This is a genomic window from Rothia sp. HMSC073B08 (genome assembly GCF_001812975.1).
Classification (GTDB): Bacteria; Actinomycetota; Actinomycetes; order Actinomycetales; family Micrococcaceae; genus Rothia; species Rothia mucilaginosa.
Window position 1 is genome coordinate 87,771 of record NZ_KV811062.1, and the last position, 26,963, is coordinate 114,733.

Here is a 26,963-nt window from a genome sequence, read left to right on the forward strand (position 1 = left end):
GCGCCCGCTTCTTTAGAATGCATCTGAAAATTACGAAACATTTTTGTGTGGGATTATGTTGTTTTCTTCAGGCAGTCAAAAGGCGTTTTAAACTACGACTTTTATCGTACACTCTAGCGCGGGGTCGAAGTATCGAAAATCCGTATTTTTTGGGAAAATTTTCCAAAAAATCCGCGGAATACCGGGCTGGAATAGGGTATTCTTACCTTATCTAAACCTAATTTAGGTAAGGCTAATCTATGAAATTTGAGATCATCTTTTAGGGTAAAAATAACCTTTAGCACCCTCCGCGCGCCCCATTTCCAAATGTGGGTTTCATAAGGTAAACTCCAAACAAAGAACACACGAACCGCTATTGTGTCCTGCACCCCGCGCGGCGCAGACCACCACTTCGAAAGGAAACCCCCATGGCTGAGAACTGGGTACGCATCTGCGCCGAATCTGACCTCGAAGAAAACTGGGGCGAAGTCGCCCTGGTCGACGGCTACCAGTACGCCATCTACAAGACCAAGCACGGCATCTACGCTAGCGACCACCTCGACCCGCACAGCCAGGCACTGGTCCTCGCACGCGGCATCGTCGGTGAGAAGAACGGCAACCCCACCATCACCTCCCCCCTCTACAAGGAGGTCTACGACCTGACCACCGGTGAGTGCGTCTCCGACCCCTCCTACTCCATCAAGGTCTACCCCGTAGAGGTCCGCGACGGCGACGTCTACCTCAAGACTGCCTAAGCACTCAGCTACTTCAGCTACATACAAAAAACCTCGGGAGAATCACCTCCCGAGGTTTTTTGTATGGATTTTCAGAAGCCCCTCATCAGGTGAGTGAACAGCGAGCGCACTAGCCTGATTTTAAGTCATCTAGGCGGCATCCAGCTGGGCAATAGCGGCATCCATGCGGTCAATAAAGCACTCCGCCACCACGGCAGCAGAAGCACCACCCTGCGCGTTCACCAGCGGCGCGGCAACCTTCACCGGCACACCGGTCGACTCAGCATCACGGCGCATCTTACCGGAGAAGAAACCATCCGCCAGCAGGTAAGTCGCGGCAAACTTAGGCTGATGTTCGGCAACGACCTCGTGGAACTTTGGATCGATAGCGGCAATAAAGCCGTGATGTACCGGAGCGTTCAGCTCGTCAGCCAGCAGCTCAGCGGCACGCTCCATATCGGCACGACCATCGGCGCGGGAAGAACCAGCGGCACCCTGCACCACAGGGCCGTCGCCGGGAGTCCAACCAGCCTCTTCCAGGCGGGCGCGGGTCAGAGCGGCAAGACGTGCATCCGGTCCCAGAGACTCGCCAATACTAATACGCTCAATACCGCTATTGCGTGCGGCACGACGCAAATCCACCTGAGTGTGGAAGCCGGTCGACAGCAGAATCGGCACGATCACGCAGGGCTCATCATTGGGCAGAGAGGCTGCGGCATCATCAACGCTGGGAGATTCCACATCCACATATGCGGCGTGGACACGGTACTCCACACCGTCATTACGCTGGGCAAGCAGGAACTTGATCTGCTCACGAATCAGCGTGATAGCTTCACGACCGGCGACCGAGTCAGTGCCGTGCGAAGTTGCGATTACATTCAGAATAGTCATATTTCCATTGTATGAAAGGAACACCCCGCTCCCCCACTCATGAACACGAGTGGCGAAGCGGGGTGTTGCACGAAGGCTAAATTTTAGCTCTTGCGGCGGCGAGCCACGACCAGTGCGGTACCCGCAGCCAGGGTGATAGCACCAGCTGCTGCGGCGAACATAGCGCCGGATGCGCCGGTCTGTGCCAGCTTGGAGGAGGAGCTACCGGAGGTCGAGGAACCACCTGCGGAAGAACCACCGTTAGAGGAACCGCCATTGGAGCCGCTCACACCCAAGTTGTCGGAGGCACCGGAACCAGCATCAGAACCGCCGTTGGAGCCACCCTTGTGGCCGGCTGCGTTCTGGTCTGCAGTGCTGCTCTCAGAAGCGGAAGCGCTCGCGGATGCAGACTCGCTTGCGGACATACTCGAAGAAGCAGACGCACTAGCCGATGCGGTCACCGATGCGCTGCTGGAGCTGCTTGCGGAGCTCGACGCGCTCACAGACGCGCTCGAAGAAGCAGACGCGCTAGCGGACGCCGATGCAGACGCGCTCACCGAGGGGGTCACGGCGGGAACGCTCGGAACTGCGGTCGGGGAAGCGCTCACCGATGCGCTCGGGGTTGCAGAAGCACTCGGGGCTACAGAAGGTGCCACGGATGCGGTCGGCAGAGACGGCGAGGTGGGCTCCTCCGAAGGCACTGCGGTGGGTTCTGCAGTCTTGGTGGGCTCAGCAGTCGGTTCTGCAGTCTTGGTGGGCTCAGCCGTTACCGAAGGCTCCACAGTGGGTTCTGCAGTTGCCGAGGGCTCTGCGGTCGCAGTGGGCTCAGCAGAAGGCGCGACGGTCGGTGCAACAGTCGGCTCAGCGGTGGGAGCAACAGTCGGCGCGACGGTAGGCTCAGCAGAGGGTGCCTCGGTGGGCGCGACAGTCGGCTCAGCAGGCTTAGTGGGCTCAACGCTCGGCTCTGCAGTAGGAGCAACGGTCGGCTCGGGTGCCTTAGTCGGCTCAGCAGTCGGTGCCACGGTCGGAGCTACGGTGGGAGCAACGGTAGGCTCAGCAGACTTAGTGGGCTCGGGAGCCGGGGTCGGTGCCGAGTTCGCTGCCAGGCGGTTCAGCCACAGCTGATCCTCGTAGGTGTTCGGGTTCTCGAAGCTGGTCGGGTAGATAATATCGCCGTTGGGCAGTTCGAGAGCGTTGTAGCCGCCGCTCTTGTCGGTCTTGCGCATCGAGGAGAGCACCACCTCGTTCACCTTGTTCAGGGTCTCATCCATGAACACCAGGCGGGAGCCGGATGCGTCCACCACAACCACGTTACCCGCGCGGGTCAGGAACATGGTGGCAACCTCGGTCTTCTCGAAGCCCTCAAGAGTTGCGGACTCGCGGACCACGCTGAAAGTGCCGTTCTCGTACTTGAGGATCTGCACCTTACCGCCGTACCAGTTGTTCCAACGGTAAATGTAGCCCTTGGGGCTGACCAGGGTCGAGGGCAGGGCGGTGTCGTAGCCTGCGGGTGAAGAGTTCGGCACCAGGGACACGCCGTTGCTGCTCATGTGCAGCAGGTGACCCTTCTGAACCACCTTTTCGCCGGCCGCATCGTAGATGGAAGTCGACGGCGCGTACACGAAGCTGCCGTCGGGCAGCGGTGCGAGGGTCACGGTGTTGTTGGAGAACGAGTCGCCGTAGTACTCGTCGAGCGAGTAGGCGTTCACAACCTGCGGGTCGATAGAGTCGGGCTTCGGCAGAGCCTGCGAGGTTGCCTTGCCGGATGCGTCAATGATGGTGAGCTTGCCGCCGCCCTGGCCGTCAATGCTGACGATACCCCAGGTGTTGTTGGCGGGGTTGTAGCCGATTGCCTTGACGGTGGTGGTGCCGAGGTCTGCGTTGGAGTAGGTGCCGGAGGAGACGAGCTTACCTTCAGCGGTTACGGTGTACAGCTCGGGCTTGTTGGTCTCGCTGTTGATGACGAGCATGCGGTTGCCGTCAGCATCCACCGCGAAAACGCCCTTGTTGGCCTTCAGTACGCCGGTGTCGGTCATCTTCAGGTTGGAGCTGGTCAGCACGGTGTAGGTGGTGTCGCCGCCGAAGCTCGGGGGTGCCACGTGCACGATGTGGTTCTGGCCCAGACGTGCGGTGTTCTGGGGCAGGTTCACGCCCGCACCGGTGTTGTAAGACTCAGCGACGCTGTAGGCGCTCTTGGGGGTGCTAGCTGCGCTGCCGGTGTAGGAGATGCTCAGCGGGTCGAGGCTGGCGCCTTCGTTGTAGAAGTCGGAGAAGGCGTGGTTACCGTCGGCGGTCAGGTTCGCGGAGATGCCGCTGATGCTGACCACGCCATCCTTCTCGCTCTGCTTGGCGGTGCCGGTGCTCAGGGTCGCCATCTTGACTTCCATGGGGCCCTCGAACTTGCCGGAGGCGTAGTTCTTGGTGCGCACGGTCATGTAGAGGGAGCCGGTGCCGTCAGCGAGGTTCAGTTCCACGCGGGGGTTGGAGAAGGTGAGGTTCAGGGCGCAGCCGGTTTCGGGGTCCTGACCTTCGGCGCAGTGGCCGGTGAACCAGAGGCGACCGGCAGCCTGCAGGGTGACCTGCTTACCGTCTTCAGAGACGGTGGTGGAGGTCGGGGTGAAGGTGAACTGCTTTGCGGTTGCGTCCCAGGCTGCGCCGTCGGTCATTTCGCGGGGCATACCGTTGTAGGACAGGAAGGAGGCGCGCACGCCCCATCCGAAGGAGGCGCCGGCGGTTGCCTGGTCGCCTGCAGCGACGTTCTGTGCGGCAACGTTCTGGGCAGCGATATTAATGTTCTCGGCGAGAACGGGTGCCAAGGGCAGGGCAACAGCGCCAGCAACGGCGAGGGCGCAGGCTCCCTTGGAGAGGCGGGTGCCAGATGTGAAAATCTTCATTGGTGTGCATCCATACTATCGATATTGTTAGGACAGGCTTACTATATCGACAGTGTGTATATTTCTCAAGATATGCACCAAATGAGCCGTTTTATGACAAAACATCTCACAACACACCGACAGGGCAATACCCCCTCAACAGGCACCAGGGGCCGCCACCACCCCCAACCCCTACTCAACTAATCCTTCTTCGAAGCGTGCATACGTGACACACTCAAAGCACCCAGAATCAGACCGCCACCCAGGGTCACCAAAATCGGCAGAAACGGCGAACTCTTATCCATGGTGCGGGTAATCTGCGCCTCCGTTGCCTTCACACCATTCGGCGATTCAGAATCAGTACGAACCTGAGAGGAAGAACCGTTCAGAATCGCGGCACGGCGAGACTGAGCCGCCGAATCAGTACCCAAGGGTAAATTAGAATCGGGAGTTGCCACCTGAACAGGCTGCGCCTCCCCGGTGCGGTACCCCAGCGCCGAGGAAGACGCGGTGGCAGAGCTACCGGCAGCGCGCGGAATAGAAATCGTGGCGTCATTAGTACCCGGAGCCATAGCGGTATCAGCCTGAATACCGCGGGTCCTAGACTTAGAACCCGCAGCGGGTGCCTTCGCGCCGGATGCGTTCGCAGTCTCAGAGGCAGTCGAAGGAGAGGCGGAAGAAGCCGCAACCGGCTTCCCCTCACTCTTAGACGAAGGACCGGACGACGACCCGCCATTCTCAGAGGATGCCTGAGTCACCGTAAAACGCACCGTATTGAGCTGAAGGTTACCGTCACCGGCAGCATCAAAAGCCGCCACCAGGTACGTCTTACCAATCTGTAGGGACGCACCGGGCACACCAATCACCGCTTCGAAAGCGCCCGCAGAAATCGATTCCGGACTAACGTGCACAATGGCGAGCGCGTCACCCACAGTGTTGCCGTTGGAGTCGATTTCCATGACGATCAGGTCGTAACCCTTGTCATTCTGGGGGAAGTTCGTGGCACGGACCGTAACAGGCTTCGTATCATCCCGAGAGTCACCCTGCGAGTCCTGAATGGACAGGTACGCCTTGCCCTTGCGCTGATTCATCGGGTCATACACGCTATTGTCTTCGGAGATAACGTACTGGCCAGAATCCTTGTTCTGCGGGTTGTCTACGGTACGGCGGACCGTGTCAGTAGCGGTAGGCGAAGGCAGGCTCACTGCCCCGGGGCTGGGGGTGGCAGTCTCTTCGGGGGCTCCTCCCTCTTCACGCTCAATATCGACCGGCGGCTGGGTGGGCTTTACCTTACCGTTGCGCGGGTCAGCAGCCTGGACCAGGCGGTTCCCCTGCTCGGTCACAAAAAATTCGTAGGAGGCGCCGTGGACCGTATCCTCCAGAACGATCACGTACACGACGTTCGAGTCCGTTGCCGGGCTCATCAGGAGGTTCAGCTCCCCTTCCTTGGTTCCTTCAGAGAGGGCCGGGTTCTCCAGGACGGAGCCACCGTACTCACCGGAAGGGGTGTAAAAGTTCACGTCAACTAGAACGCTGGAGGCCTCCAAATCTTCGGGGAAGCCTGTCCAGCGTAGCAGGTAACCATCATCCTTGAGCTGCGCCTTCATGGTGATTGTGGAGGCGGCACCCTGAACCTCCGGGTTCTGTTCAGTTTGATTCGGGGTCGCGTCCAGGGTCGTAGTTTTTTGCACGGCAGAGTGCGTCGTGACGGGCGCTTCCGTTGCGACAGAGGGTACAACAAGCCCGCACTGAAGCCCCGCAACCAAAATGGTTGCGGTGACAATACGGTGCTTCGCTGAATAAATACTCATGCAATGCGTCTTTTCATGGTGGAAATGTGCGTGCTACTGCCCGTTCCTCATGTGCCGCGCGGACCCCCGAGTGCGCCATGCACCCGGATTCGTCGTACCACACTCCGCTTCATATTTCAGGTGAAGAAGACCTGACAACAGCTCGCATCTATTTATCGGTTATTTCAACCCTATCACGAACCTTAAGGTTCATTCACGCGAGGGTAGAGTTTTTTTGAACACCCTGAATGCACGACTCGCCCCCTGGAATCTGCACCAACAGATAGCGGGGGTGAGTGTCCCTCATGAAACAACGAACATACTATGCGATGCCGTCAAAAAGCACGGATTAGGGGCGTTAGCCGCCGAGGACTCCCCTGCGGTGAGCCAGCCACGCGGCACCAACCACCAGCGCCAAACCGGTGCCTCCAAGAGCCCAGAAAGCTACACCGTGCTGCGCGACCTCTTCACTAGCGGGAGACTCCGCCGAAGCTGCAGCCTTCACGCCATCCTGACGCTCAGCATTCGCGGTGGAGTGCACCTGAGTGGTATTCGAGTTCACCGTAGCTGAACGATTATTAGACTCCGAATGAACCACGGAAGGGAAACTCTTATTGCCATTACCAGAAGCTGCCGACGCTGCCTTTTCTTCATCCGTCAAAGCATCCAGCTTCGCGGTAGCAGCGATAGATGCCGGATCAGAACCCGAACTGTACGCCGAAATCTGATTGGTGCGAGTCGGCTCAAAAGCCGAACGCGGAGCCATCGTACGTGCCTGAGCCAAAGCCTGCAGAGCCTGACGCTGACGCTCAGCCTTTGCTTCCTTTGCCTTGGACATGGCGCTCACCGCATCCAGAGTGGAGCGGGGTGCGCTCGCGGCAGACTGACCCGAGCCCGACTGGGTGTCATCAGAACGAGTCGAGACGGCGCTAGTAGCAGCCGAGGGGCTACCCTGAGTGGTACCGGTCGCCTCGGCCGCATTGGTGCTGGACGTGAGCGATGCGCTTGCATCCTGGCGGGGCAGCTCATCCTTCGTCAAGGAGGATGAGTTGCCGGTCGCCTCACCACTGACCTTGAATCGCACCGAGACAACTTCTTCCGCGTACTCAGTATCGTCCGCATGCACCAGGTAGGCGGTGTACACCGAGCCGGTCTTCAGAAGAGAGCCGGGCATGCCGACCTCTTCCTTGAACGCGCCATTCATAATGCGATCAGAGCTGATGTGTGTAATGGACAGCGCATCACCCTTATGGTTGCCACTCATATCGGTTTCAACCACGATCAGGTCGTAGCCAGCCGCATTCGCGGGCAGACGCGCTGCGCTGATAGTCACCGGCTTGGTTTCCTTATCAGAGCGAACCTCAGCATAGGCGACCTTCAGTTCCGCAACACTCAGGGTCTGAGTATCGCGAGAAGAGGTCAATCCGCCGGGGACCTGCTCCAGCTTCTGCGTGTGGGTTTCGAGGTTCGGGTTTTCAGCAGACTCGGAAGGCACCTCAGTCTTAACCTTATCCTTGCTACCCTTCTGATCTGCAGCCTGCTGGTTCTTCTGCTCCTCTTCACGAAGCTTTTCCATCGTCTTTAGCTCGTCAATGGTCGGCACCTGGTGGGCGTTTTCCTTCTTGTCCACCATCACCTCGTCAGAGTCATCCTCAATCGGGATAGCGTGCGGAACGAGGGAACCCTCAGAAATCATGAATTCGCCATAGCCCGCGTCGGAGGTCGTCAGGTCCATGACGCTCATGGAGTAGTAGCCCTCCTGGGGCATCTGCGGCATCTCAAAGGTGACGAGCATCGAGCCGTCGTCCGCACGCTCAACCTGCATTGCGGAGGGCTCGTAAGTGTCAGACCCAAGCAACGTGCCAGTGGCGTCGTAGTACTGCATTACCAGGTACACCCTAGAGGCATCGCCCACGTAGCCGCCCTCATAGAGGGGGGCGAGCTTAATGGTTGCCTGACCGTCCTTGATGGACTGAATCTGAATCTCAATAGTGTCGACCTCAATTTCGAGGTCTTCATAGGGGCAACTCGATTCAAATTCGCTATTAACCAGAGCCGCCAGGCAATCATTCACGTTAATTGCTTCAGCCTCTACTGCGGAGGCGCCAGGAAGCACAAAAGCGCTTGCACCTAAAGCGGCTGCAAGCGAAAGAGCATGAATGCGTTTCGGAAGTCGAGTGATAGTCATGTGCGCCATTTCGATCGATGTAGGCGCAAAGCCTGGACTAGGGAAGGCTCACCACAAGCCCGGTGTTTCTATCCAAGTATTTGCGCACCAGTACGTCGGTTACACCCTAGCCTAACACGGATATTGCACTTAATGTTGCATTGCATTCATGTGCTAAAACTTTATGTCGCAATAATTACCGAAATAAAAGGGAATTAATTACTTTACTGAGATATAAATAACGCAAAATTCGAATGTCAAAATATATTCTCTAAAGTGCACCAAAAAGAGATTTTTACACCGCCCCAAGGCGCACCAGACCACCGCGCAATAGAGTCAAACATCCGGGCACGCAGAAGGCGCCCCACCGAACACGCACCCATACGGCACGCACCCGACAGAGCGCCTCCCACTCAACAACTCCCCTACAGAGAGCCACGCCTCACAGCGCTAAGCAACAAATAGCTGACCTACTCAGCACCCAGCTCCTCAGCACCCTCAAGGCGGCGACGATACACATTAACCGCAACAGCAGTACCCACAAAGGCAACCGAACCCAGCAGAGCAATACTCAGCGGCAAGGTACCCTCCGGCAGCGGGCCATTATCCTGAGCGCTCGCCTCCAGCTTCGAACCGGCAGAATCACCGCGCGACTTCGAGCTACGCGTATAGAAACTACCCGAACCTGCAGCACCCACATTCTCCTGAGGCGAAGCAACAGTCACCGTCTCCCCCTCAGCAGACTGGTAACCCAACAGGTTCACCACGGTACGCCCCGGCAACATCACCGCATAACCAGACATCACCATCGTCGAAGGAACCACCGCAGTCTCAGCCACAGAACTACGAGCCTGCGCGGTAATCGCACGCGCCGACTGCTGCGTCTGCACAATATAGCCCAGAGCGCTATCCACCGACGGGATCTTAGCAACAGAATCAGTCACCAAATCTTGAGCATCCGCAGAGGCATCTGAAGAATCCACAGTGCTCACGCGACCCGAAGGGGCCGATGGGCTCACACGCTGATTCGCATCAGAAATCATCGGAATCTGCGGGTGAACAACAGTATTCGTAGGCTTCGGAGCCGGATCAACAGGAACCGCACGCTGAATCACACTCACACCAAAAGCACTGGTCGCCATGAGCTGCAGCTCCTCAGTGGAGTTACCACCCACCACAACCACACGGTAGCGCTTACCCGCATTCAAAGAGGTACCGGGAACCTTCAAATCAGCAGAGAAAGAAGCATCAGTCACCTGCTGAGGGCTCACATGCGTGGTCGCCAGCGGTGAACCCACGGCACCGCCGTCAGCAGGCATTTCAAAGACCATCACGTCATAGCCCAGGCCGCTCTCCGCAACGTTCCTAGCGCGCACGCTAATCGGCTGCAGCTCATCCGATCCGCGCAGCTCTGCGGTAGAAATTTCCAGGGTCGCCTCACGGGTCTCCGCAGGAGCCCGATCGGAGCGGGAGTGCACCAACAGACGATCCTCGGTCACCTCAGCGGGTGCCGCATCATTGGTAGAAGAACTCACCGAAGCAGAAGCACTGGCAGACGCACTCACCGAGGCGCTAGCAGATGCACTCGCAGAAGGACGAGCCGAAACTTTCTGCGATGCAGACGGCGCTTCAGAAGGTACCGGGGCGACCGTCGGGCGCGGGCTATCCTTCGCGGCACTCGGGGATGCGCTGGGGCTCAGGGACACCTCGGGGGCAGGATTCGCCTCCACGCGGTTAGCACGGGGAACACCGGGGGTGTCCGGGAAGAAAATGTTCTGGCTGCTAGCCATAATCTCGTCGACTGTTACACCGTACTCGGGCATAAACTCAACGGAGACAGTCTCGCCGTTGCTCAGATTCTCAATTTCCACCATGTACGGCTGCTCAACGTTGAGGCGCTGGTGGATGCTCAGCTCAATATTGCCTTCTTCATTCTTTGAGGCAGTCATCTGGGCTGCGGGTACGGTCATGGTCGCCACAACGCCATCTTCAACGGAGATGGCGGACAGGCGAACCCTCAGATTCTCCAAAGAGGTTACACCGGTCAACGACAGCAGGGTGTAGTCATTGCTCTGAGCAACCAGGTCCAAGGTAATGTCGTGGCTAACCACATCGGCGGCAACGGCGATGGGAAGTTCAGGCTTCGGGGTCTGCTGAGTCTGCGCGTGAGCGGCAGAGGCAAAGGTGGCGGGGGCCAGAGTTGCAGGCGCGACGGAGCCACCCAAACCGAGGGCGGCAGACGCTACTAGCGCCGCGCCGCGAGCAGTTCGCTGCGTGGAAAACATGGTCACCTATTTTCGTGAGTGAGTGTGATGAATCGTCGTGTGACTCCTGCGCCCAAAGGTCGGAAGTAGGCGCAGAATAACGGTTCTCTGATATCGGTGACCGGAGGCGCTTCACAGCGACTCCTCACCTCGGGTGAACGAGGTGGTAAAGAGTGATAGTACCGTCTATGACAGCACTCTAAATTATAGGTATAACCTTAGAAAAAGTTAAAGATGTAGGGACGCCCGAATCTTGCATTTCGGACATCCCTACATCTATATGCGTATTTTGCCTAGTGGGGCAATAATTACCCCGTTTTAGCGGCGAGAACTGAGCTGCATCTCACTACGGCGACGGCGGCTCAAACGCATACCGGCAAGCAGTGACAGCGATCCAGCGGCACTAATGACCAACATATTGGAGGCGCCGGTAGCCGCCAACTGCTCGCGCTTCTGCTGGGCACCGGAGGCAACCTTCTGGGAGCCAGATGCCTGTGCTTCGGCCTTCTGCGCGTTGCCCTTCTGCGCTTCAACCTTCTGTGCAGAGGCGTTCTGTGCAGGGACATTCTGCGCGGGAGCACCCTGATCACTAGCCGGAGCGTCATTCTTCTGCTCAGCGCCGCTCTCCCCCGCTTTCTGCTCGGTAGCAGAAGCCTGATCAGCCGCAGGCTCAGTAGGCACCGAAGCATCGACCGCGGGAGTCTCGACCGCGGGAGTGTCGGCTGCGGGAGCCTCGACAGTGGGCGCATCCTGCTCAGGGGTAGTGGGCAGGGGGGCTGCGGGCTGGCTATCCACGCCATCGCGTTCGACAGTAAAGCCGCCATTGACCATGCGCACAGTACCCTGCTCATCCTCCGCCACAGCACTCACACGGTAGGTAGTGCCGGGCTTGAGTGCCGAGCCAGGAATCTGCACCTGGGCAGTGAAAGCACCGGAGGCATCAATCTCAGAGACATCAGCCGAAGCAATCACGCCGCCGATTGCCACACCGTATTCGTCGACAGCACTAACCATCAGGTGTACCGAGCTGACACCGGTGAAGCCCTCGCCACGCAGGGTCAGGGTCTTAGCTGAGTCGTTTTCAGGAACTACGGTTTCTTCTACGTGCAGGCGGGCGGTCATCACGGGGTTAGCGGTGTCGTTGGTCTGTTCTTCGGTAGTGTCTTCTTTGGTGGTGTCATGGACGCGGTCAAAGAGGGTGTTACGCGGCAGGTCGTAGTGGCGGCGCGGATCATCCTCGGGCAGCACGTGGTCGAACTGCTCGGCAGTATTCGAGGAGGCCACCTGCTCGGACTGAACACCCTGAGTCGGCTGGGTAGCCTGCTCGGGCTGCGCTTCCTCTGCAGACTGCTTCTTCTTGAACTGTGCCTGCTCCGCCATTGCACGCTCAGCGGTGGCAACCGGAGCGGAGCCATTCTGTACATTCCAACCATTCATGAAGGGAACCTCAACTTCCTGGGCGGTGTAACCATTAGCTGCAGAGGGAGCCACCTCAACGCTCAGCACGTAACGCAGATTCTCGTGGACGTTCTGAACTTCTTCCAGCATGGATCCGGGCACCTCAATGCCATCCAGGAGGGTACCGTTCACAACGTCGGCGCGCGCGGGAGAAACAGCCAGCAGCATGCGGTTACCCTGGCTATCCAAGGCGTAGACGTAGGTCATCACTTCAAATGCCTGCGCTTCACCCAGGCCGGTGACCTTGTAAACCACCAGGTTCTTCTCCTGTGGAATTTCCATCTGGCCCGAGAGAATCTGAGCATTCAGCGGCTCATCCTGAGTATTTGCGGGCAGCAGCTCCAGCGGTGCAGAGGAGTTGTAGGAGGGATCCTCCGTCGCGTAGCCCTTGGCAGGGTCAACCACGGCAGTTGCGACGACGTACTGCTGGTTGGGGTCGAGGGTACCTGCAGGCAGGGTCAACTGGGTGCTGAAACGGCCACCGTCCACATCGAGTTCGGGCACGAGGGTCATCGTCACTGCAGAGCCGCGGCCCAGTGCGTAGAGGGGGTACTGGCGGTATTCGCTCACGTACACTGCCACACCGTAACGTTCAACGGCACCGCCGGTAAAGCCTTCACCGGTGACGGTGATGCTCTGGGAACGTGCCGGGTTAATGACGACGCCCTGCTCGACGTACACCTGCGGGGAGGTTTGGGTGGCAACGTTTTCGATGGGGGTTGCGTTTGTTGCGGAGGGGGGATTGTCGGGTTCTACCGCAGTCGATGAAGCAATTCCGCCGGTATTTTGCACCTGCACATCTGCGTGCGCAGTACCAACACCGGTAACGGACAGGACGGATGCAGCAATAGCGGCTGTTGCTCGGGTTTTTGAGTGAGCGGGTTCGGGCATGGAACACACCTTTTCTGTGAGTGTGAACGATACCCTCCGGAGGGTGCCACGGATTGAAGATGGTTGGGTACCTCTTCGGGAATGAACGCTATAACGCACGGACTAGTCATAACATTCATGTAATGGTGGAAGTTGCCGCGAAGGGAATCGCTCTATTTATCGGTAATTCCACACTAACAATACTTTTTAGGTTATTGCTGTAAATACGCTTTACGTCCTGACTATTTTCTTGTGCAATAACCCACATGGAATATTTTTTACTCTCCGGAACAGTATCAAGAGCACTCAAATTGCATGGACTAGGCGAAATTTTTCAACTCTCCCTTGAGGTTCAAGGTTTTATTGCATGCATATGCAGTTTTAATGGATTTGAGATAAAAATATTCTGCACATTCATGCATTTAATTTATTTCTTTTAAGTGAAAAAATGCAGGTCACAGCGCCTTTTCCCGCACATTGATTAAAAGCGTACGTACCAATAACCACGCACAAAATAAGTCGACAAAATCATTCCGCTACACCACCCCACCCCAGCACCCTCAGTAATAAACTCCCTATGAATCGGTAATACGAACGACTCTCTTGCCACGCGTATGGCCAGCCTTCAAATCGCGGTATGCTGCACGGACGCCCTCAATCGTGAACCCGTACACGCGATCCAGCCGAATTGACACCTTTCCCTCGGTAACCAGCTCGGCTAGGGCTTCAAAATCCCCGTGTTCCGAGTGGCGGGGGCCCGTAAACTGCGCTCCCCTGATCATGACCTTGGGCGAGGGAACGAGAGTTCCAATGTCTTTACCCTTCAGACCCAGCGAGAATGCCAAGCTGACGTAGTCGCCACCATAGCAGTCCAGGAACTTCGTCACGCGGCCCTCAGTAGCATTGAGCACACGCTCCCTAACGCCCTCGCCGTAGGCAACCGGAACAGCACCCAGTGACCTAACAAATTCGGCATTCGCAGCCCCCGCGATTCCGACGACCCGTGCGCCACGAGCCACCGCATACTGCACGGCGGTGGACCCAATTCCGCCCGAGGCTGCAGAAATGACCACAGTATCGCCCGCACCCACGCCAATATGGCGGAAGGCGCCTCCCACGGTCAAGGCCGCGACACCCATTGCAGCGGCATGATCAAAATCAATGGAGGCGGGCTTAAGCGCAATATCACCGGTATTCACGCAAATTTCCGTAGCCAGAGATCCCCGCTTAGTACCCAGACCGGGGGCGCTAACGATGGTTCCGAAGACATCGTCACCCACATGGTAACCCGATACGCCGGGCCCCACCTCGAGCACCGTGCCGGAGAAATCACGCCCTACTCCACGAGGGAACTGCGATTTCTTTGATTCAAACCAGCGGCGGGGGTTCCTGATTTTCATGACGCGCGAGAGCATCCTGAGCTGCGGAGAGCCCTCAAAGATCTTATAGTCCACAGGATTCAGGCCGACCGCACGCACCGCAATCTTTACCTGCCCCTCTTCGGGGTTCTCCCCCGGTACGTTCGCGAGCTTCAGATTCTCCACGGGCCCAAAGCAGTCATACTGCACCGCCTGCACGCTCATCGTTTCTCGTTCCTTTCTTCCCGATTCGGGACTCCAAAACTCACAGGCTCAGGAAACCCGCAACAAACAAATCTGCACCGGCTTGTCCAACTATCGCGATTGTTACGTTCCGCAAAATACCGCTTTGCACGTTGTTCCCACTGTTCTGAACACACAGAAACGCCCTCGCGGTCTCCTAGGAATATTTTAATCCCAAGGAAACCACGAGAGCGTTTCATAAGACTCTATGTGAAAGGATAAACCTTAGAGGCTGCGGCGGCGCAGGAGCATCAGTGCAGCACCAGCAATCAGAGCTGCGGCACCAACGCCAGCGATACCTGCAACGCCCTCAGCACCAGTGTGAGCCAGCTGCTGCTTCGAAGAGGAAGAAGAGGTCGAAGACGAACCCTGGTAACCGGAGGTACTCAGGCCGTGACCCTTCGACGAGGTAGCAGCAGATGCGTTGCCAACCTTAGCCTTGGGTGCCTGAGAAGAAGGCATGCGGGTCTCGGTTACGACAACCGAACCATCTTCGCGCATTTCAGCGGTGAAGACGCTGGTGGTGCCGTCGCCGTTATCGCGAACAGTGGTGTTGTCACCCTCGGTAGCTGCCGGCAGGGTCGGTGCGGGGTTGTTCGCATCGCTCACGGTAGCGGTGGTGACTGCCACCTGGTGTACCGGGCCGTTGGGGTCGCTGGTTGCCACCATTGCGTAGGCGTAACCGGGCTGCAGCAGTTCAGCAAGAACGCTGACCTTGACGCGGAAGGTGCCGTTCACGATTTCAGAAGCGGGCACATCGTGGGTTGCCAGAGCATCACCGGTGATGTTGCCGTTTGCATCCAGGCGGAAGATAGCGATCTGCACACCGTTAGCGACGGACTCGTGGGTGAAACCGGAGCCGTTGAAGGTCAGAACGTTGTACTGGTCGTTCGGGTTCAGGGAAGCATCCTCGGTGGTGAGGGTTGCGTTCTCGGGTGCCGCGGGCGCCTCAGGAGCGGGGGTCTCGTCAGCCTTGGGGGTCTCAGCCTTGGGGGCTTCCGGAGCAGGAGTTTCTTCCTTGGGAGTCTCAGTCTTGGGAGCCTCGGGTGCCGGGGTCTCGTCAGCCTTCGGGGTCTCGGGTGCCGGGGTTACGGGAGCGGGAGTCTCGTCAGCCTTGGGGGTCTCAGGCTTGGGAGCTTCAGGGGCGGGGGTCTCGTCGGTCTTCGGAGCTTCGGGAGAAGCGGAATCGGTGACCTTGAAGGAGGAGAGAGCCACGAGCTTCTGATCGGGCTGACCCTGCGGGTTGCTGACAGCAACCAGAGCGTAGGATGCGCCTGCGGGCAGCTTGCTTGCCTCAACAGTGAAGGCGGTCTTGAAGGAGCCGTCCTGAATCTGATCTGCAGACACAGAGACGGTAGCGATAGCATCGCCGGTGACCTGCTTGTTTGCATCCAGTGCGTAGATGCTGACCTGAACGCCGGGGCCAACCTTCTCACCGTAGAAGCCGGTGCCAACAACGTTCACGGTGTTGAACTGCGCGTCACCGGGGAAGTGAGCATTCTCAATAATGACGGAGGGATCAGCCTGCTTTGCCTCGGGAGCCGGGGTGGAGGGGGTGGTCGGCTCAGGGGTTGCCGGAGTGGTGGGCTCAGGGGTTGCCGGAGCAGTGGGGGCAGGGGTCTCTGCCTTGGGAGCCTCGGTAGCCTCAGCCTTAGGAGCTTCGGTCTTGGGTACTTCAGCCTTAGGTGCCTCGGTTGCAGGAGCGGTGGGGGCAGGGGTCTCAGCCTTGGGTGCTTCGGTCTTCGGAGCCTCAGCCTTGGGAGCTTCGGTTGCCGGAGCAGTGGGGGTAGGAGCCTCTGCCTTGGGAGCCTCGGTAGCCTCAGTCTTAGGAGCTTCCGCCTTAGGAGCCTGAGTTGCCTCAGCCTTGGGGGTCTCTGCCTTAGGAGCCTCAGTTGCGTTGCCGCCAGGCAGGGAAGAAGTCTGAGCAGTTGCCTTCTGGTCGACAACCTGCTGCTGGTCAGCGGGTGCTTCTGCCGCAAAAGTTGCCGGGATTGCTGCCACGGAACCGGCAGTAAAGGCTGCCGCTGCTGCGATCTTGTAAACGCGACGGGTAGTCTTCGACATTTTTCCTCGATCTCTGATTATCGGTGTTGAGCCTACCGTGGTTCGCCCCCGTCTTTGAAGGTGCAGTAGGCCCACTACATGGGTGTGACTGCTAAAAGGCTAGCATTTGCCCCTGGACGTTTAGCATGCTTACCGCCATCTTTGCCCAACTGTAACGAAATCGTTATAAAACCACCCCTTAAGTTGAGGCTTAATGCAGACCAATCCGGGAATTTTACGCCCATCTACTGACACACGAAGGCATATAACCCTATCTTTTGATTGCATTTGAAGAAAATATAGGGTGTTCCATAGGTGATTTCGACTCACCATTTTCACCCTAATGAACCTTGAAGTCTCACGTACCACTTTATAGTTCCCTCAAGTTCTCCTTCATGCCTCTCCCCCGCTTCTCAACACCCCACGGGCACCTTCATGTATGCCTTCTCTACACGCCGAGAACACAGAGAAACACCCCGCCCGCATCCAGATAGGGATGCGGGCGGGGCTACCAAAGTCAAGGCCTCACTAAGGCTCAATCGTCACGGCACACCGCAAGCTCAGCTCTCCTTACGAATCACCTTAAACTGGCTCGGCTGTGCCACCGGGCGAATCGTGATGCGGTCAAGGTTCACGTGGTGCGGAACGTTCAGCGCAAAGGTCACGGTCTGCGCAACATCCTCGGCAGTCAAAGGCTTCTCAACGCCCGCGTAGACGCGCTCTGCAGCTTCCTTAGAACCCAGACGATTTAGGGAGAACTCCTCGGTGTGCACCATGCCCGGGCAAATCTCAATCACGCGAACGTTATGTTCCGCTTCTTCCAGGCGGAGCGCCTCGGTCAGGCCGCGAGCGCCGAACTTCGCCGCGTTGTATCCGGCGCCGCCCTCGTAGCCGTGCTCGGCAGCGGTGGAGGTCAGATTCAGAATCGTGCCGTGACCATTCTGGCGCAGTGCCCCGCTGAAGGCACGGACCGTATTCAGGATTCCCAGCACGTTCATGCGGTACATCTGCAGGTAATCTTCAGGCTTACCCTCCGAGACGGGATCCAGGCCGATGGCTCCCCCGGCAATATTGACCAGGGCGTCAACGGTTCCCTGCTCACCCAGGATCTGCTCGGCGGCAAAAGCAACGGCGGTCTCGTTGGTTACGTCGCAGGTGACCGGATGCGCCCCGGTCTCCTGCTGCAGGGTGTAAAGACGGTCGGTGCGGCGAGCCAGAGCGTACACCGTCCACCCGGTGGCAACCAGCTGATGCACGGTAGCTCGACCAATTCCGCTGGACGCGCCGGTCACCACGGCAACTTTGCCGACGCCGGTCGTGGGAAGAAAAGGAGATGCAGGAATGTGGGTGTTCTCAGTCATACTTTAATCCTAGTAGAGTGATGCCCGCGGGTGCTCTGTTCGAGCAGACTCGCGGGCATATATTTTGAAATTTTCGATAGTGAGATAGATGCCGACAATGCCACCATTCAGGACGAACGGTACAGACGCTGTCACACCTACTACTTGCGGCGACGAGGCAAACCCCAACGACTCCTGCCGCCGTCACGGAACCCGAGGCGGTGCTCAAAATACACGGGCGAGCTACTACCGGTCTTGATGGTGTCCGGAGGGACCGTGCCTTCACGCGCCGACATCAGATAAAGAATCGCGGCACCGGGCATGAACGCAATCAGAGGCAGTACGAAACGCATACGCGCCTCACCGTAACCGCTACGCACCGTCAAATGCCAGACGCACAACGCAACCAGCACCAGGTGCAGTATCAGCAGAACGGTTTCAGACGTGCCCAAACCAAAAATACTCAGAGAACTCATTGGCAACTCCTCAAAGGTCGTGTATCTTCAGTCTACGCCGCGCCCGCTCTGCTGAGAAGGATTCGTGGGCATTGATACTGCAGATTTTCGCGCATACACTGCAGGTAATCAGGGGCAGCAATATTAGGGGGTCTCTCCCCCATTACCGTTTCCACCGAGTTTGTCACTGAATCGCCGATTACTCCTCATATTGGGAACCTCCACATGACAGCAATACCGCACCAGCGCATCACCTCTCTTAAAGAGCAGCGCCAAGCACTCCAGCAGCGGGCGCGCACTATCCGTGCCGCCACCGGAACCCCCTATAGTTCTGAGGTGCATCTGCTGCTCGGGCAGAGCTACCTCGACCCCGCCAGCTGGCAGGAAATCACCGCCTCCAGAGGGGTACGCGCCGCAGTACACAGGACACAATTTGCGCGCCGGTACCGGCACCTCCTGGCACGTCTAGAAGCCGCAATCAAGCAGTACGAACAGGCAAGCACAGCGCAGAATTCCCCTGGAGCTGAGAGAATGCCGTGAATATGAGAAAATAGCCGTTATGGCTGAAAACATTTTGGGCTCAGACTCGCCCGTACAGATTAACGTTCCCGACCGCCCCGCCCTCGAAGGCCTCGAAGAGAAGCTCTCGCAGCGCTGGGCCGACGAGAAGACCTACGCATTCGACGAGAACACCACTCGCGAACAGGTCTACTCCATTGACACCCCGCCGCCGACCGCATCCGGCTCCCTGCACGTGGGTCACATGTTCTCCTACACCCAGACCGACGTCATTGCACGCTACCAGCGCATGACCGGCAAGAACGTGTTCTACCCCCTCGGCTGGGATGACAACGGCCTGCCCACCGAACGCCGCGTTCAGAACTACTACGGCGTTCTCTGCGACCCCTCCGTGGCAGACAACGACTCCTTCCGCGACCTGATCACCTGGAAGGCAGACGGCACCCCCAAGCCCGACCGCAGCCAGGCAAAGTGGCCGCGCATCTCCCGCAACAACTTCATTGAACTCTGTGAAGAGCTCGCGGTTGAAGACGAGAAGGTCTTCGAAAACCTCTTCACCACCCTGGGTCTGTCCGTTGACTGGTCGCGCACCTACCGCACCATCGACGCGCACTCCCGCAAGGTCTCCCAGCTCGCCTTCCTGAAGGACCTAGAAGCAGGCAACGCCTACATGGCTGAAGCACCGACCATGTGGGACGTCACCTTCCGCACCGCAGTGGCACAGGCTGAGCTGGAAGACAAGGAACGCCCCGGCGCGTACCACCGTATCAGCTTCCACCGCCCCAACGGCGAGAAGGTCTGGATTGAGACCACCCGCCCCGAGCTGCTGCCCTCCTGCGTGGCTCTCGTGGCGCACCCGGACGACGAGCGTTACAAGCCGCTGTTCGGCACCACCGTCACCTCCCCGCTGTTCGGCGTTGAGGTCGAGATTAAGGCGCACCCGCTGGCACAGCCCGACAAGGGTGCCGGTATCGCCATGATCTGTACCTTCGGTGACACCACCGACGTCACCTGGTGGCGTGAACTGCAGCTGGACACCCGCGCCCTCATCGGTCGCGACGGCCGATTCTCCCGCGAAACCCCCGAATGGATCACCTCCGCTGAGGGTCGCGAGCGCTACGAGCGCATGGCTGGCGCCACCGTCTTCACCGCACAGAAGACCGTCGTGGAAATGCTGGTTGAGGCTGGCGAAATGGACGGCGACCCCAAGCCGATTACCCACCCCGTGAAGTTCTACGAGAAGGGCGACAAGCCCCTCGAAATCGTTGCTTCCCGCCAGTGGTACATCCGCAACGGTGGCCGTGACGCTGCACGCCGCGAGAAGCTCATCGAGCGCGGCCGTGAGATGAACTGGTACCCCTCCTTCATGCGTAGCCGCTACGAGAACTGGGTTGAGGGTCTGAACGGCGACTGGCTGATTTCTCGCCAGCGTTTCTTCGGTGTTCCCTTCCCCGTCTGGTACCCGCTGGACGCTGAGGGCGAGCCGGACTACGAGAACCCGATTCTGCCTTCTGAGGACATGCTGCCGGTTGACCCCGCCTCTCAGGCTGCTCCCGGTTACACCGAGGATCAGCGCGGCGTAGCGGGCGGCTTCATTGCCGACCCGGACGTTCTGGACACCTGGGCTACCTCCTCCCTGACCCCGCAGATTGCGACCGGTTGGGGTGTGAACCCGGACCTGCACGCGAAGACCTTCCCCATGGATCTGCGCCCGCAGGGTCACGACATTATCCGTACCTGGCTGTTCTCCACCGCTGTTCGCGCGGAGACCCTGGCTTCCTCCGTGCCGTGGTACAACACCGCGCTCTCCGGCTGGATTCTCGACCCGGACCGCAAGAAGATGTCCAAGTCTAAGGGCAACGTTGTGGTCCCCAACGAGGTTCTGGAGAAGTACGGTTCGGACGCTGTGCGCTACTGGGCTGCTTCCGCTCGCCTGGGTGCTGACACCGCCTACGACGAAGGCCAGATGAAGATTGGTCGCCGCCTGGCGATCAAGCTGCTGAACGCATCCAAGTTCGTGCTGAACCTGGGCGCTACCGAGAAGTCTGTCATTACTTCTCAGGCTCAGGGCCGCGTGCTCATCAACGCCCTGGACCGCTCCCTGCTGGCTCGCCTGGCGTACCTGATTGAAGAGGCAACCGCTGCGTTCGAGAAGTACGAGTACGCTCGTGCCCTGCAGATTTGCGAGAGCTTCTTCTGGTCCTTCACCGACGACTTCGTCGAGCTGATTAAGGACCGTGCGTACGGTGCTCGCGGCGAAGAGGAGCAGGCTTCTGTTCTGGCTGCGCTGGCAACCACCCTGGATGCTCTGCTGCGTCTGTTCGCTCCCTTCCTGCCGTTCGTGACCGAAGAGATTTGGTCCTGGTGGCGTGCAGGTAGCGTGCACCGCGCCGAGTGGCCGCAGGCACTGCCCATCCTGGAAGGCACCCTGCTGGCTGAGTACTCCGCTCAGAACCCGACCGCCGGCATTTCGGCTCAGTGGGTCCTGGCGGACGCTGACCCGGCTCAGATTGAGTCGCTGAAGCAGATTCTGCCGGATGTTGCTGAGGCTCTGGGTGGTCTGCGTAAGGCTAAGAGCGACGCGAAGGTTAAGCAGCGCACCGAGGTTGAGTCCGCAACTATTGCGGCTCCCCAGGCTCAGCTGGATCGCATTGCTGCTGGCATGGCTGATTTGAAGGCTGCCGGTAACGCTCGTGAGCTGTCCCTGGTGGCGGCTGAGGGCGAGCTGGAGGTTCGCGACGTTGTGCTCGTTGTTGAAGAAGCAGCTGAGTAATCACGTCTTAGCGTTTATCGCTTGATTTTATGACGCCGCTTTGGTGTTGGTAACGGGGCGGTACTGGTTTTCAGTACCGCCCCGTTTTCTGTGCCTGCTGTTTGTTGCAGCTCGCCGGGTGTGAGATTCCGACTGCGGACCTATACGGTGCTGACTTTGGGTTTTATTTCTGTGGGGCCCGCAAGTACCTGCGTCTGATTCGAAGAGCTTTCCTTAGCTTCCTTCCCCAACGATGTGGGTTTAGCCTGCTAATCTGTGGGGATTCTGTGGGATTTCCAACCCCTTTTTATATTCATCAATGTGCAAAGAGCATAATCAACCTTATGAGATTGACTGTCACTTTATGTATGATTGTTGATGCGAGGGTTTTACCATCAGGAACAACCCTCTATTCAACTTCAGCAACAGACAAATTACCGGTACGAGTAACGACATACCCCGACCAACCGCACGACAGTAAACCACCCGTCAGGCGCAGCGATGCGTCCTGACTCTGACCCGCGCCAAAGTAGGCGCACCCATAATTACTATGAATTCACGTTCTTCATCTTCCGGATTACCGCAAGAGCCTCAGGCGAGGCAGAGCTCAACCCCGAGCACGCCGCCAGGAGCGCAAGCAAACATTTCCCCCGACCAGCTTCAGCACTATCACACGAGCCTGAACGAATACATCAGCCAGGCACGTGAGCACGCCCAGGCGTTGCGTGCCAGCTACACCAACGAGGTGTACGAGCTCTGGCATCAGCATATTTCCACCAGCGCCGCCACCGATGAGGCGAGCATCGCCTCCGGCTCGTTGACCGCTCAGCAGCTTGAGGAGCTGACCCGCAAGTGGGTGCGCCTCATGCGTGAAAGCCGCGACATGCTGCATCACGAAAGCACTATTGCTGCGGCACGCGCCGCGGTTGAGACTAAGCCCCTCCCCGAGTAGGAATTCTCACTGTGGGAATTCCCCACGCAGTACATGCCTGCACAGTACATGCCTGCTTTGGGAAGGTACAAATAGGGCTAGCACTCCCCCTGTTTCTTCTATTGTTCATTTCCCCCTTTATTCAACGCACTTTCAGCGCACGCTCTGTACGTTGAAGCACCCCGCGATTCCGTCGCAATTCCGTGGCGGGGCGATCGAACCAAGCGATTAAGCCCTGCCCGGAATGCGTACTTCACACAACCTGCCCCCTTGCTATAGTTATGGATATTCAAAGACCCTAACTATGTTGCAGAAAGGGCGGGAATGTCCCACCAAAAACGCGTCCTGCGGCCTATACGTAGCGATGTTGCTCCCCCAGTTACTTCCCCACCGGTTTACCGTGGTGATATTGACGCGCGCGGCACGGCGCAAGACCTCGTCCCGCGCAGCTTGTGGGTCGATTTCTGGGACACTCTCTTCTTCATCTTCGCCGGCATCGCGGCCCTCGTGCTGACCTTCATGATTCTGGCGAATACGGTTGGCCATTCTTTCTGGGGTTTCCCTATTGCCTTCATTTTCTGGGCGGTCACCGCGTACCTGACGCTACCGCGTTTTCACGCCATCATGACCCGCATCTATGTGCCCGACTACTTTATTGGGCGCACCCGCACCCCGGACGGCCTGCTCGGCGACCCGGTCAATATCGGTCTGATTGGTACCGAGGAGCAGATTCACCAGGTCATGCAGGACGCAGGCTGGACCCGCGCTGACAACGTCACCCTCGTCTCTTCCTGGAAGATTATTCTCTCCACCGTCACCCGCCGCTCCTACGCGGAGGCGCCCGTCTCCCCGCTGAAAATTTTTGGTAAGACGCAGGCTTTCGCCTACCAGAAGGAAGTGGACGGCAACCCCGAGAAGCGCCACCACGTGCGCTTCTGGAAAACCCCGGACGGCTGGCTTCTGCCAGGCGGTCACCAGGTGGATTGGTTGGCGGCGGGCACGTACGACTCTGGTGTGGGTTTCAGCTTCTTCACCCTGCAGGTCACGCACCGCATTGATGCTGAAACCGACTTTGAACGCGACTACATTGTGGAGTCCATTCAGTACGCCCACCCGGAAACTCACGTTGAGATTCTGCACGATTTTTCCTCCGGCTACCACGCCCGTAACGGTGGCGGCGACGCGATCCGTACGGACGGCGCACTCCCGGTCATCGTCCTGAACAATGAGGGCCTGGAGCCGCAGGAGCAGGAAGAAATTCACCTCTCCAGTGCGCACGACCTGGCGTACCGCATGCCGCTGAGCCTGCTGGTTGGTTCGGGTATGCTCATCGCTGTGACCCTCGCCGACATTGTCAACAGCGTCATTTTGGCGCTCAGCCGCCCGGCACTTCGCGCCAAGCTGTTGGAGGAAGGCTCCGGCAACGATATTGAGCTGCTGGACCTCTTCGATCAGGTGGATAGCAACGTGCTGCTCACCATTACCGGCACCGTGCTGGTGGGTTTTGTAGCAATTTATTCGGCGGTGCACCTGTTCCTGCTGTGGAGTACGTTGCGCGGCTCGTCGAAGGCTCGTCGCCTGGCTCTGCTGTTGACGGCGCTGAACTTCGCAGCGATTACCGGTGGTGTGCTGTGGGGCCACCAGTCCCTGCCACTGTCCACGATTTTCTTCCAGCTGGGTGTTGCGGTGTTTGCGATGCTGGCGTTCACCTCGGATGCGGCGGTCCAGTACACGGCAACCCGCACCTTCCACATGCGCGATACGAAGATCGTGCAGCGTGCAACGCACCCGAAGGTTCTGGAGCACAGGGCACAGCGCAAGGCTCAGAAAGCACAGAAAGCGCTGAAGGCACAGAAGACGCACAATGCGCAGAAGGCACGCAAGGCTACCTCTGCAAGCAACCCTCACCGCGCGTAGATTGCACGTTTCAGCGCAACATAGTGAATAAAAAAGTACCGCCCGATCAGTACATGACCGGGCGGTACTTTTTTGCTCTACGACCGCAGACTCTACCAAGCCTGCGCGCATTGCAGGAATCTCAGCACATTGCAGGGTTCTTAGGCTTCGCCCTTTTCGCCGTGGAAAATCGGGCCTACGTTACGGGGACGCTTGAGCTCAAAGAAGCCGGGGTAGGAAGCCAACGCCAGGGCGCCGTCGAAGAGCTTACCTGCCTCTTCACCGGCGGGGCTCGGGGAGATGACAGGGCCGAAGAAAGCGGTGCCGTTGATAGAGATCAGCGGAACACCCACGTCGGTGCCGCCCACGGTCTCCAGCGCCAGGTCCAGGGAGGCGCGCATCTGCTCATCGTACTGATCGGTGAAGGCGACATCCACCAGCTCAGCCGGCAGGTTGACCTCCTCCAGCGCCTTGACGATTGCGTCGCGGTAGGAATCAGCCTTGTTCTTGTTGTGGTGAATCTGCTCGCCCAGAGCGTCATAGAGGGGCTTGATGACCTCATTGCCGTGCAGCTCACGCACAGCGGTAATGAGGCGGGTCGGCGCCCAGGACCGGTCCATCATTGCCTGGTAGTCGGCGGGCAGGTCGCGGCCCTGGTTGTGCATGGACAGGGAGAAGGGACGCCAGGTCACCTCAACATTACGGACCTTCTGCACCTCGCCAATCCAGCGGGAGGTAATCCAGCACCAGGGGCAGATCGGGTCGAACCAGAAATCAATCTGTGCGGGTGCGTTCTCAGTCATGAGTGTTCCTCTCTCATACGGTTGCGCCAGCCGCTTCTATGAGCCGGCGCTTATTCTTCGGTACACGCTCATCAGGACATGCCAGCGAGAGCAGTACCTGCTAGTGAGCCGTCACCCCGTATAACCGGGGCGACGGCTTCTTTATTCCCTAGCCTGTCGGCTGGAAGTATTCGGTTATGCCGCCTGACGGTCCGCTTCCTTCAGGGAGGCAGCCTTCGCCTCCCCCTTCACGGTGCGGGTGGTCTCGGTTTCGGGGTCGGGTGCCTGCAACACGTAGCGGGGTTCCGCGCCGTTGAGCACGGTGTCCTCACCGATAACGATGGACACCACATCGGTGCGGTCCGGGATGTCGAACATAATCGGCTGCAGAATCTGCTCCATCATGGCGCGCAGGCCGCGGGCACCGGTGCCGCGTTCGGCGGCGAGACGGGCAATAGCCGCGATCGCTGCGTCGTCGAGGACCAGGTCCACGCCGTCCAGGGCGAAGAGGTGGCGGTACTGCTTGAGCAGCGCGTTCTTCGGTTCGGTCAGCACGCGAGCCAGCTCTTCTTCGTTGAGCTCACTCAGGGTCGAGATGACCGGCAGGCGGCCAATCAGCTCGGGGATAATGCCGTAGTGCGCCAGGTCCTCGGGCATGATTTGGTCCAGCGGGTTCTTCACGGAGCCGCCCAGTTCAGCACCGAAACCGATACCGCCGGCACCCACGCGGGCTGCGATGCGGTCGTCAATATTGTCGAAGGCGCCAGCCACGATGAAGAGAATGTTCGAGGTATCAATCTCAATATTCGCGTGTGCCGGGTGTTTGCGGCCGCCCTCCGGCGGTACGGTCGCCACGGTGCCCTCAATAATCTTCAGCAGCGCCTGCTGCACGCCCTCACCGGACACGTCACGGGTGATGGAGAGGTTCTCGCCGCCCTTACGGGCAATCTTGTCAATCTCGTCAATGTAGATGATGCCGCGCTGAGCCTTAGCAATATCGCCGTCAGCGACGTTGATGAGGCGCAGCAGAATGTTCTCCACGTCATCACCCACGTAGCCCGCCTCGGTGAGAGTGGTTGCGTCGACCAGGGCGAAGGGCACATCCAGCTTCTTCGCCAGGGTTGCCGCCAGGTAGGTTTTACCGCAGCCGGTCGGGCCGAGCATCAGAATATTCGACTTGCCCAGCTCCACCTGCTCCCCCGCGGTCGCCGAAAGAATGCGGGAGGTCAGCACCGGGTTATCAATATCGTGGATGCGCTTGTAGTGGTTGTACACCGCCACCGCCAGGGTGCGCTTCGCCGCGTCCTGACCGATGACGTAGTCGTTGAGGTAGCTGTAAATTTCGCGCGGAGTAGCCAGCTGAGATGCAGGCGCCGCCGCGGGGGCTTTCACCTTCAGACGCTCTTCAGCGAGGATCTCTTCGCACAGCTCCACGCATTCGTCGCAGATGGAAACATTCGGGCCGAGCACAATCTTGAAAACCTGCGCGCGAGTCTTCTTGCAGAAGGAGCATCGCATGCTGGCGTTGGGCTGTTCGGGAGGCACAATGATGTCTGTGGCCACGAAGATTCCCTTTCGATCGGCGTGGTGAAATCGGTGCAGAAGGGTCAGTGACCTGATATCTGCGGTGATTTCTCAG

The 26,963-nt window shown here is 58.6% G+C and carries 16 protein-coding genes; 4 read left to right on the forward strand and 12 right to left on the reverse strand.

What is annotated here, in order from left to right; genetic code table 11:
- Nucleotides 1–407: 407 nt before the first annotated feature.
- Entirely contained in the window at nt 408–734 is a 327-nt protein-coding gene (gene nirD / locus HMPREF2884_RS04200; protein ID WP_070615873.1) for a nitrite reductase small subunit NirD, read from the forward strand.
- Nucleotides 735–863: 129 nt separating this feature from the next.
- On the opposite strand, the gene HMPREF2884_RS04205 is transcribed toward nirD, so the two are convergent.
- The 10 genes from HMPREF2884_RS04205 to HMPREF2884_RS04250 all read right to left on the reverse strand — a co-directional run bounded on the left by HMPREF2884_RS04205 (nt 864) and on the right by HMPREF2884_RS04250 (nt 18,465).
- Entirely contained in the window at nt 864–1,604 is a 741-nt protein-coding gene (locus tag HMPREF2884_RS04205) for a sirohydrochlorin chelatase (RefSeq protein WP_246822811.1), read from the reverse strand.
- Nucleotides 1,605–1,687: 83 nt separating this feature from the next.
- Nucleotides 1,688–4,477 (reverse strand): HtaA domain-containing protein, encoded by a 2,790-nt coding sequence (locus HMPREF2884_RS04210; protein WP_070615876.1) that lies wholly within the window; start codon nt 4,475–4,477, stop codon nt 1,688–1,690.
- 179 nt (nt 4,478–4,656) lie between these two features.
- On the reverse strand, nt 4,657–6,267 hold the full coding sequence (locus HMPREF2884_RS04215) for an enoyl-CoA hydratase (protein ID WP_070615878.1): 1,611 nt from the start codon (nt 6,265–6,267) through the stop codon (nt 4,657–4,659).
- A 337-nt stretch (nt 6,268–6,604) separates the two neighbouring features.
- A complete protein-coding gene (locus HMPREF2884_RS04220) occupies nt 6,605–8,434 on the reverse strand; it encodes a hypothetical protein (RefSeq protein WP_246827922.1) in 1,830 nt (609 codons plus the stop codon).
- Nucleotides 8,435–8,883: 449 nt separating this feature from the next.
- Entirely contained in the window at nt 8,884–10,698 is a 1,815-nt protein-coding gene (locus HMPREF2884_RS04225; RefSeq protein WP_070615882.1) for a propanediol dehydratase, read from the reverse strand.
- Nucleotides 10,699–10,995: 297 nt separating this feature from the next.
- A complete protein-coding gene (locus tag HMPREF2884_RS04230; protein WP_070615884.1) occupies nt 10,996–13,026 on the reverse strand; it encodes an adhesin in 2,031 nt (676 codons plus the stop codon).
- Nucleotides 13,027–13,580: 554 nt separating this feature from the next.
- Nucleotides 13,581–14,588 (reverse strand): NADP-dependent oxidoreductase, encoded by a 1,008-nt coding sequence (locus tag HMPREF2884_RS04235; protein WP_070615886.1) that lies wholly within the window; start codon nt 14,586–14,588, stop codon nt 13,581–13,583.
- Nucleotides 14,589–14,831: 243 nt separating this feature from the next.
- Nucleotides 14,832–16,670 carry an LPXTG cell wall anchor domain-containing protein gene (locus tag HMPREF2884_RS09450; RefSeq protein WP_070615888.1) on the reverse strand — a complete coding sequence of 613 codons (1,839 nt, stop codon included), beginning with the start codon at nt 16,668–16,670 and terminating at the stop codon, nt 14,832–14,834.
- A gap of 539 nt (nt 16,671–17,209) precedes the next feature.
- Nucleotides 17,210–18,010, reverse strand: coding sequence for an SDR family oxidoreductase (locus HMPREF2884_RS04245; protein WP_070615890.1), 801 nt, complete (start codon nt 18,008–18,010; stop codon nt 17,210–17,212).
- Nucleotides 18,011–18,150: 140 nt separating this feature from the next.
- Nucleotides 18,151–18,465 (reverse strand): hypothetical protein, encoded by a 315-nt coding sequence (locus tag HMPREF2884_RS04250; RefSeq protein ID WP_044150362.1) that lies wholly within the window; start codon nt 18,463–18,465, stop codon nt 18,151–18,153.
- Between the two features lie 538 nt (nt 18,466–19,003).
- On the opposite strand from HMPREF2884_RS04250, the gene valS reads away from it, so the two are divergent.
- The 3 genes from valS to HMPREF2884_RS04270 all read left to right on the forward strand — a co-directional run bounded on the left by valS (nt 19,004) and on the right by HMPREF2884_RS04270 (nt 24,563).
- The gene (valS, locus tag HMPREF2884_RS04260) at nt 19,004–21,736 is read left to right on the forward strand and encodes a valine--tRNA ligase (protein WP_070615895.1); all 2,733 of its coding nucleotides are present in this window, start codon (nt 19,004–19,006) and stop codon (nt 21,734–21,736) included.
- 529 nt (nt 21,737–22,265) lie between these two features.
- Nucleotides 22,266–22,667, forward strand: a complete 402-nt coding sequence (locus HMPREF2884_RS09125) for a hypothetical protein (RefSeq protein WP_141752098.1) — start codon at nt 22,266–22,268, stop codon at nt 22,665–22,667.
- A 303-nt stretch (nt 22,668–22,970) separates the two neighbouring features.
- Nucleotides 22,971–24,563: an LssY C-terminal domain-containing protein gene (locus HMPREF2884_RS04270; RefSeq protein ID WP_070615898.1), complete on the forward strand. Its 1,593-nt coding sequence runs from the start codon at nt 22,971–22,973 to the stop codon at nt 24,561–24,563.
- A gap of 140 nt (nt 24,564–24,703) precedes the next feature.
- Here HMPREF2884_RS04270 and HMPREF2884_RS04275 read toward each other — a convergent pair whose 3' ends face one another.
- Both HMPREF2884_RS04275 and clpX read right to left on the reverse strand, forming a co-directional pair.
- Nucleotides 24,704–25,345, reverse strand: a complete 642-nt coding sequence (locus HMPREF2884_RS04275) for a DsbA family oxidoreductase (RefSeq protein ID WP_070615900.1) — start codon at nt 25,343–25,345, stop codon at nt 24,704–24,706.
- 174 nt (nt 25,346–25,519) lie between these two features.
- Nucleotides 25,520–26,842: an ATP-dependent Clp protease ATP-binding subunit ClpX gene (gene clpX / locus HMPREF2884_RS04280; RefSeq protein ID WP_210398939.1), complete on the reverse strand. Its 1,323-nt coding sequence runs from the start codon at nt 26,840–26,842 to the stop codon at nt 25,520–25,522.
- Nucleotides 26,843–26,963 lie beyond the last annotated feature (121 nt).

What these genes read in the sequence shown, in the direction of transcription:
- HMPREF2884_RS04205 (WP_246822811.1), bottom strand. Translation starts at nt 1,604, where the DNA reads ATGACTATTCTGAATGTAATCGCAACTTCGCACGGCACTGACTCGGTC.
- HMPREF2884_RS09125 (WP_141752098.1), top strand. Translation starts at nt 22,266, where the DNA reads ATGAATTCACGTTCTTCATCTTCCGGATTACCGCAAGAGCCTCAGGCG.
- HMPREF2884_RS04220 (WP_246827922.1), bottom strand. Translation starts at nt 8,434, where the DNA reads ATGACTATCACTCGACTTCCGAAACGCATTCATGCTCTTTCGCTTGCA.
- HMPREF2884_RS04210 (WP_070615876.1), bottom strand. Translation starts at nt 4,477, where the DNA reads ATGAAGATTTTCACATCTGGCACCCGCCTCTCCAAGGGAGCCTGCGCC.
- nirD (WP_070615873.1), top strand. Translation starts at nt 408, where the DNA reads ATGGCTGAGAACTGGGTACGCATCTGCGCCGAATCTGACCTCGAAGAA.
- HMPREF2884_RS09450 (WP_070615888.1), bottom strand. Translation starts at nt 16,670, where the DNA reads ATGTCGAAGACTACCCGTCGCGTTTACAAGATCGCAGCAGCGGCAGCC.
- HMPREF2884_RS04215 (WP_070615878.1), bottom strand. Translation starts at nt 6,267, where the DNA reads ATGAGTATTTATTCAGCGAAGCACCGTATTGTCACCGCAACCATTTTG.
- HMPREF2884_RS04275 (WP_070615900.1), bottom strand. Translation starts at nt 25,345, where the DNA reads ATGACTGAGAACGCACCCGCACAGATTGATTTCTGGTTCGACCCGATC.
- clpX (WP_210398939.1), bottom strand. Translation starts at nt 26,842, where the DNA reads ATGCGATGCTCCTTCTGCAAGAAGACTCGCGCGCAGGTTTTCAAGATT.
- HMPREF2884_RS04250 (WP_044150362.1), bottom strand. Translation starts at nt 18,465, where the DNA reads ATGAGTTCTCTGAGTATTTTTGGTTTGGGCACGTCTGAAACCGTTCTG.
- HMPREF2884_RS04235 (WP_070615886.1), bottom strand. Translation starts at nt 14,588, where the DNA reads ATGAGCGTGCAGGCGGTGCAGTATGACTGCTTTGGGCCCGTGGAGAAT.
- HMPREF2884_RS04225 (WP_070615882.1), bottom strand. Translation starts at nt 10,698, where the DNA reads ATGTTTTCCACGCAGCGAACTGCTCGCGGCGCGGCGCTAGTAGCGTCT.
- valS (WP_070615895.1), top strand. Translation starts at nt 19,004, where the DNA reads ATGGCTGAAAACATTTTGGGCTCAGACTCGCCCGTACAGATTAACGTT.
- HMPREF2884_RS04270 (WP_070615898.1), top strand. Translation starts at nt 22,971, where the DNA reads ATGTCCCACCAAAAACGCGTCCTGCGGCCTATACGTAGCGATGTTGCT.
- HMPREF2884_RS04230 (WP_070615884.1), bottom strand. Translation starts at nt 13,026, where the DNA reads ATGCCCGAACCCGCTCACTCAAAAACCCGAGCAACAGCCGCTATTGCT.
- HMPREF2884_RS04245 (WP_070615890.1), bottom strand. Translation starts at nt 18,010, where the DNA reads ATGACTGAGAACACCCACATTCCTGCATCTCCTTTTCTTCCCACGACC.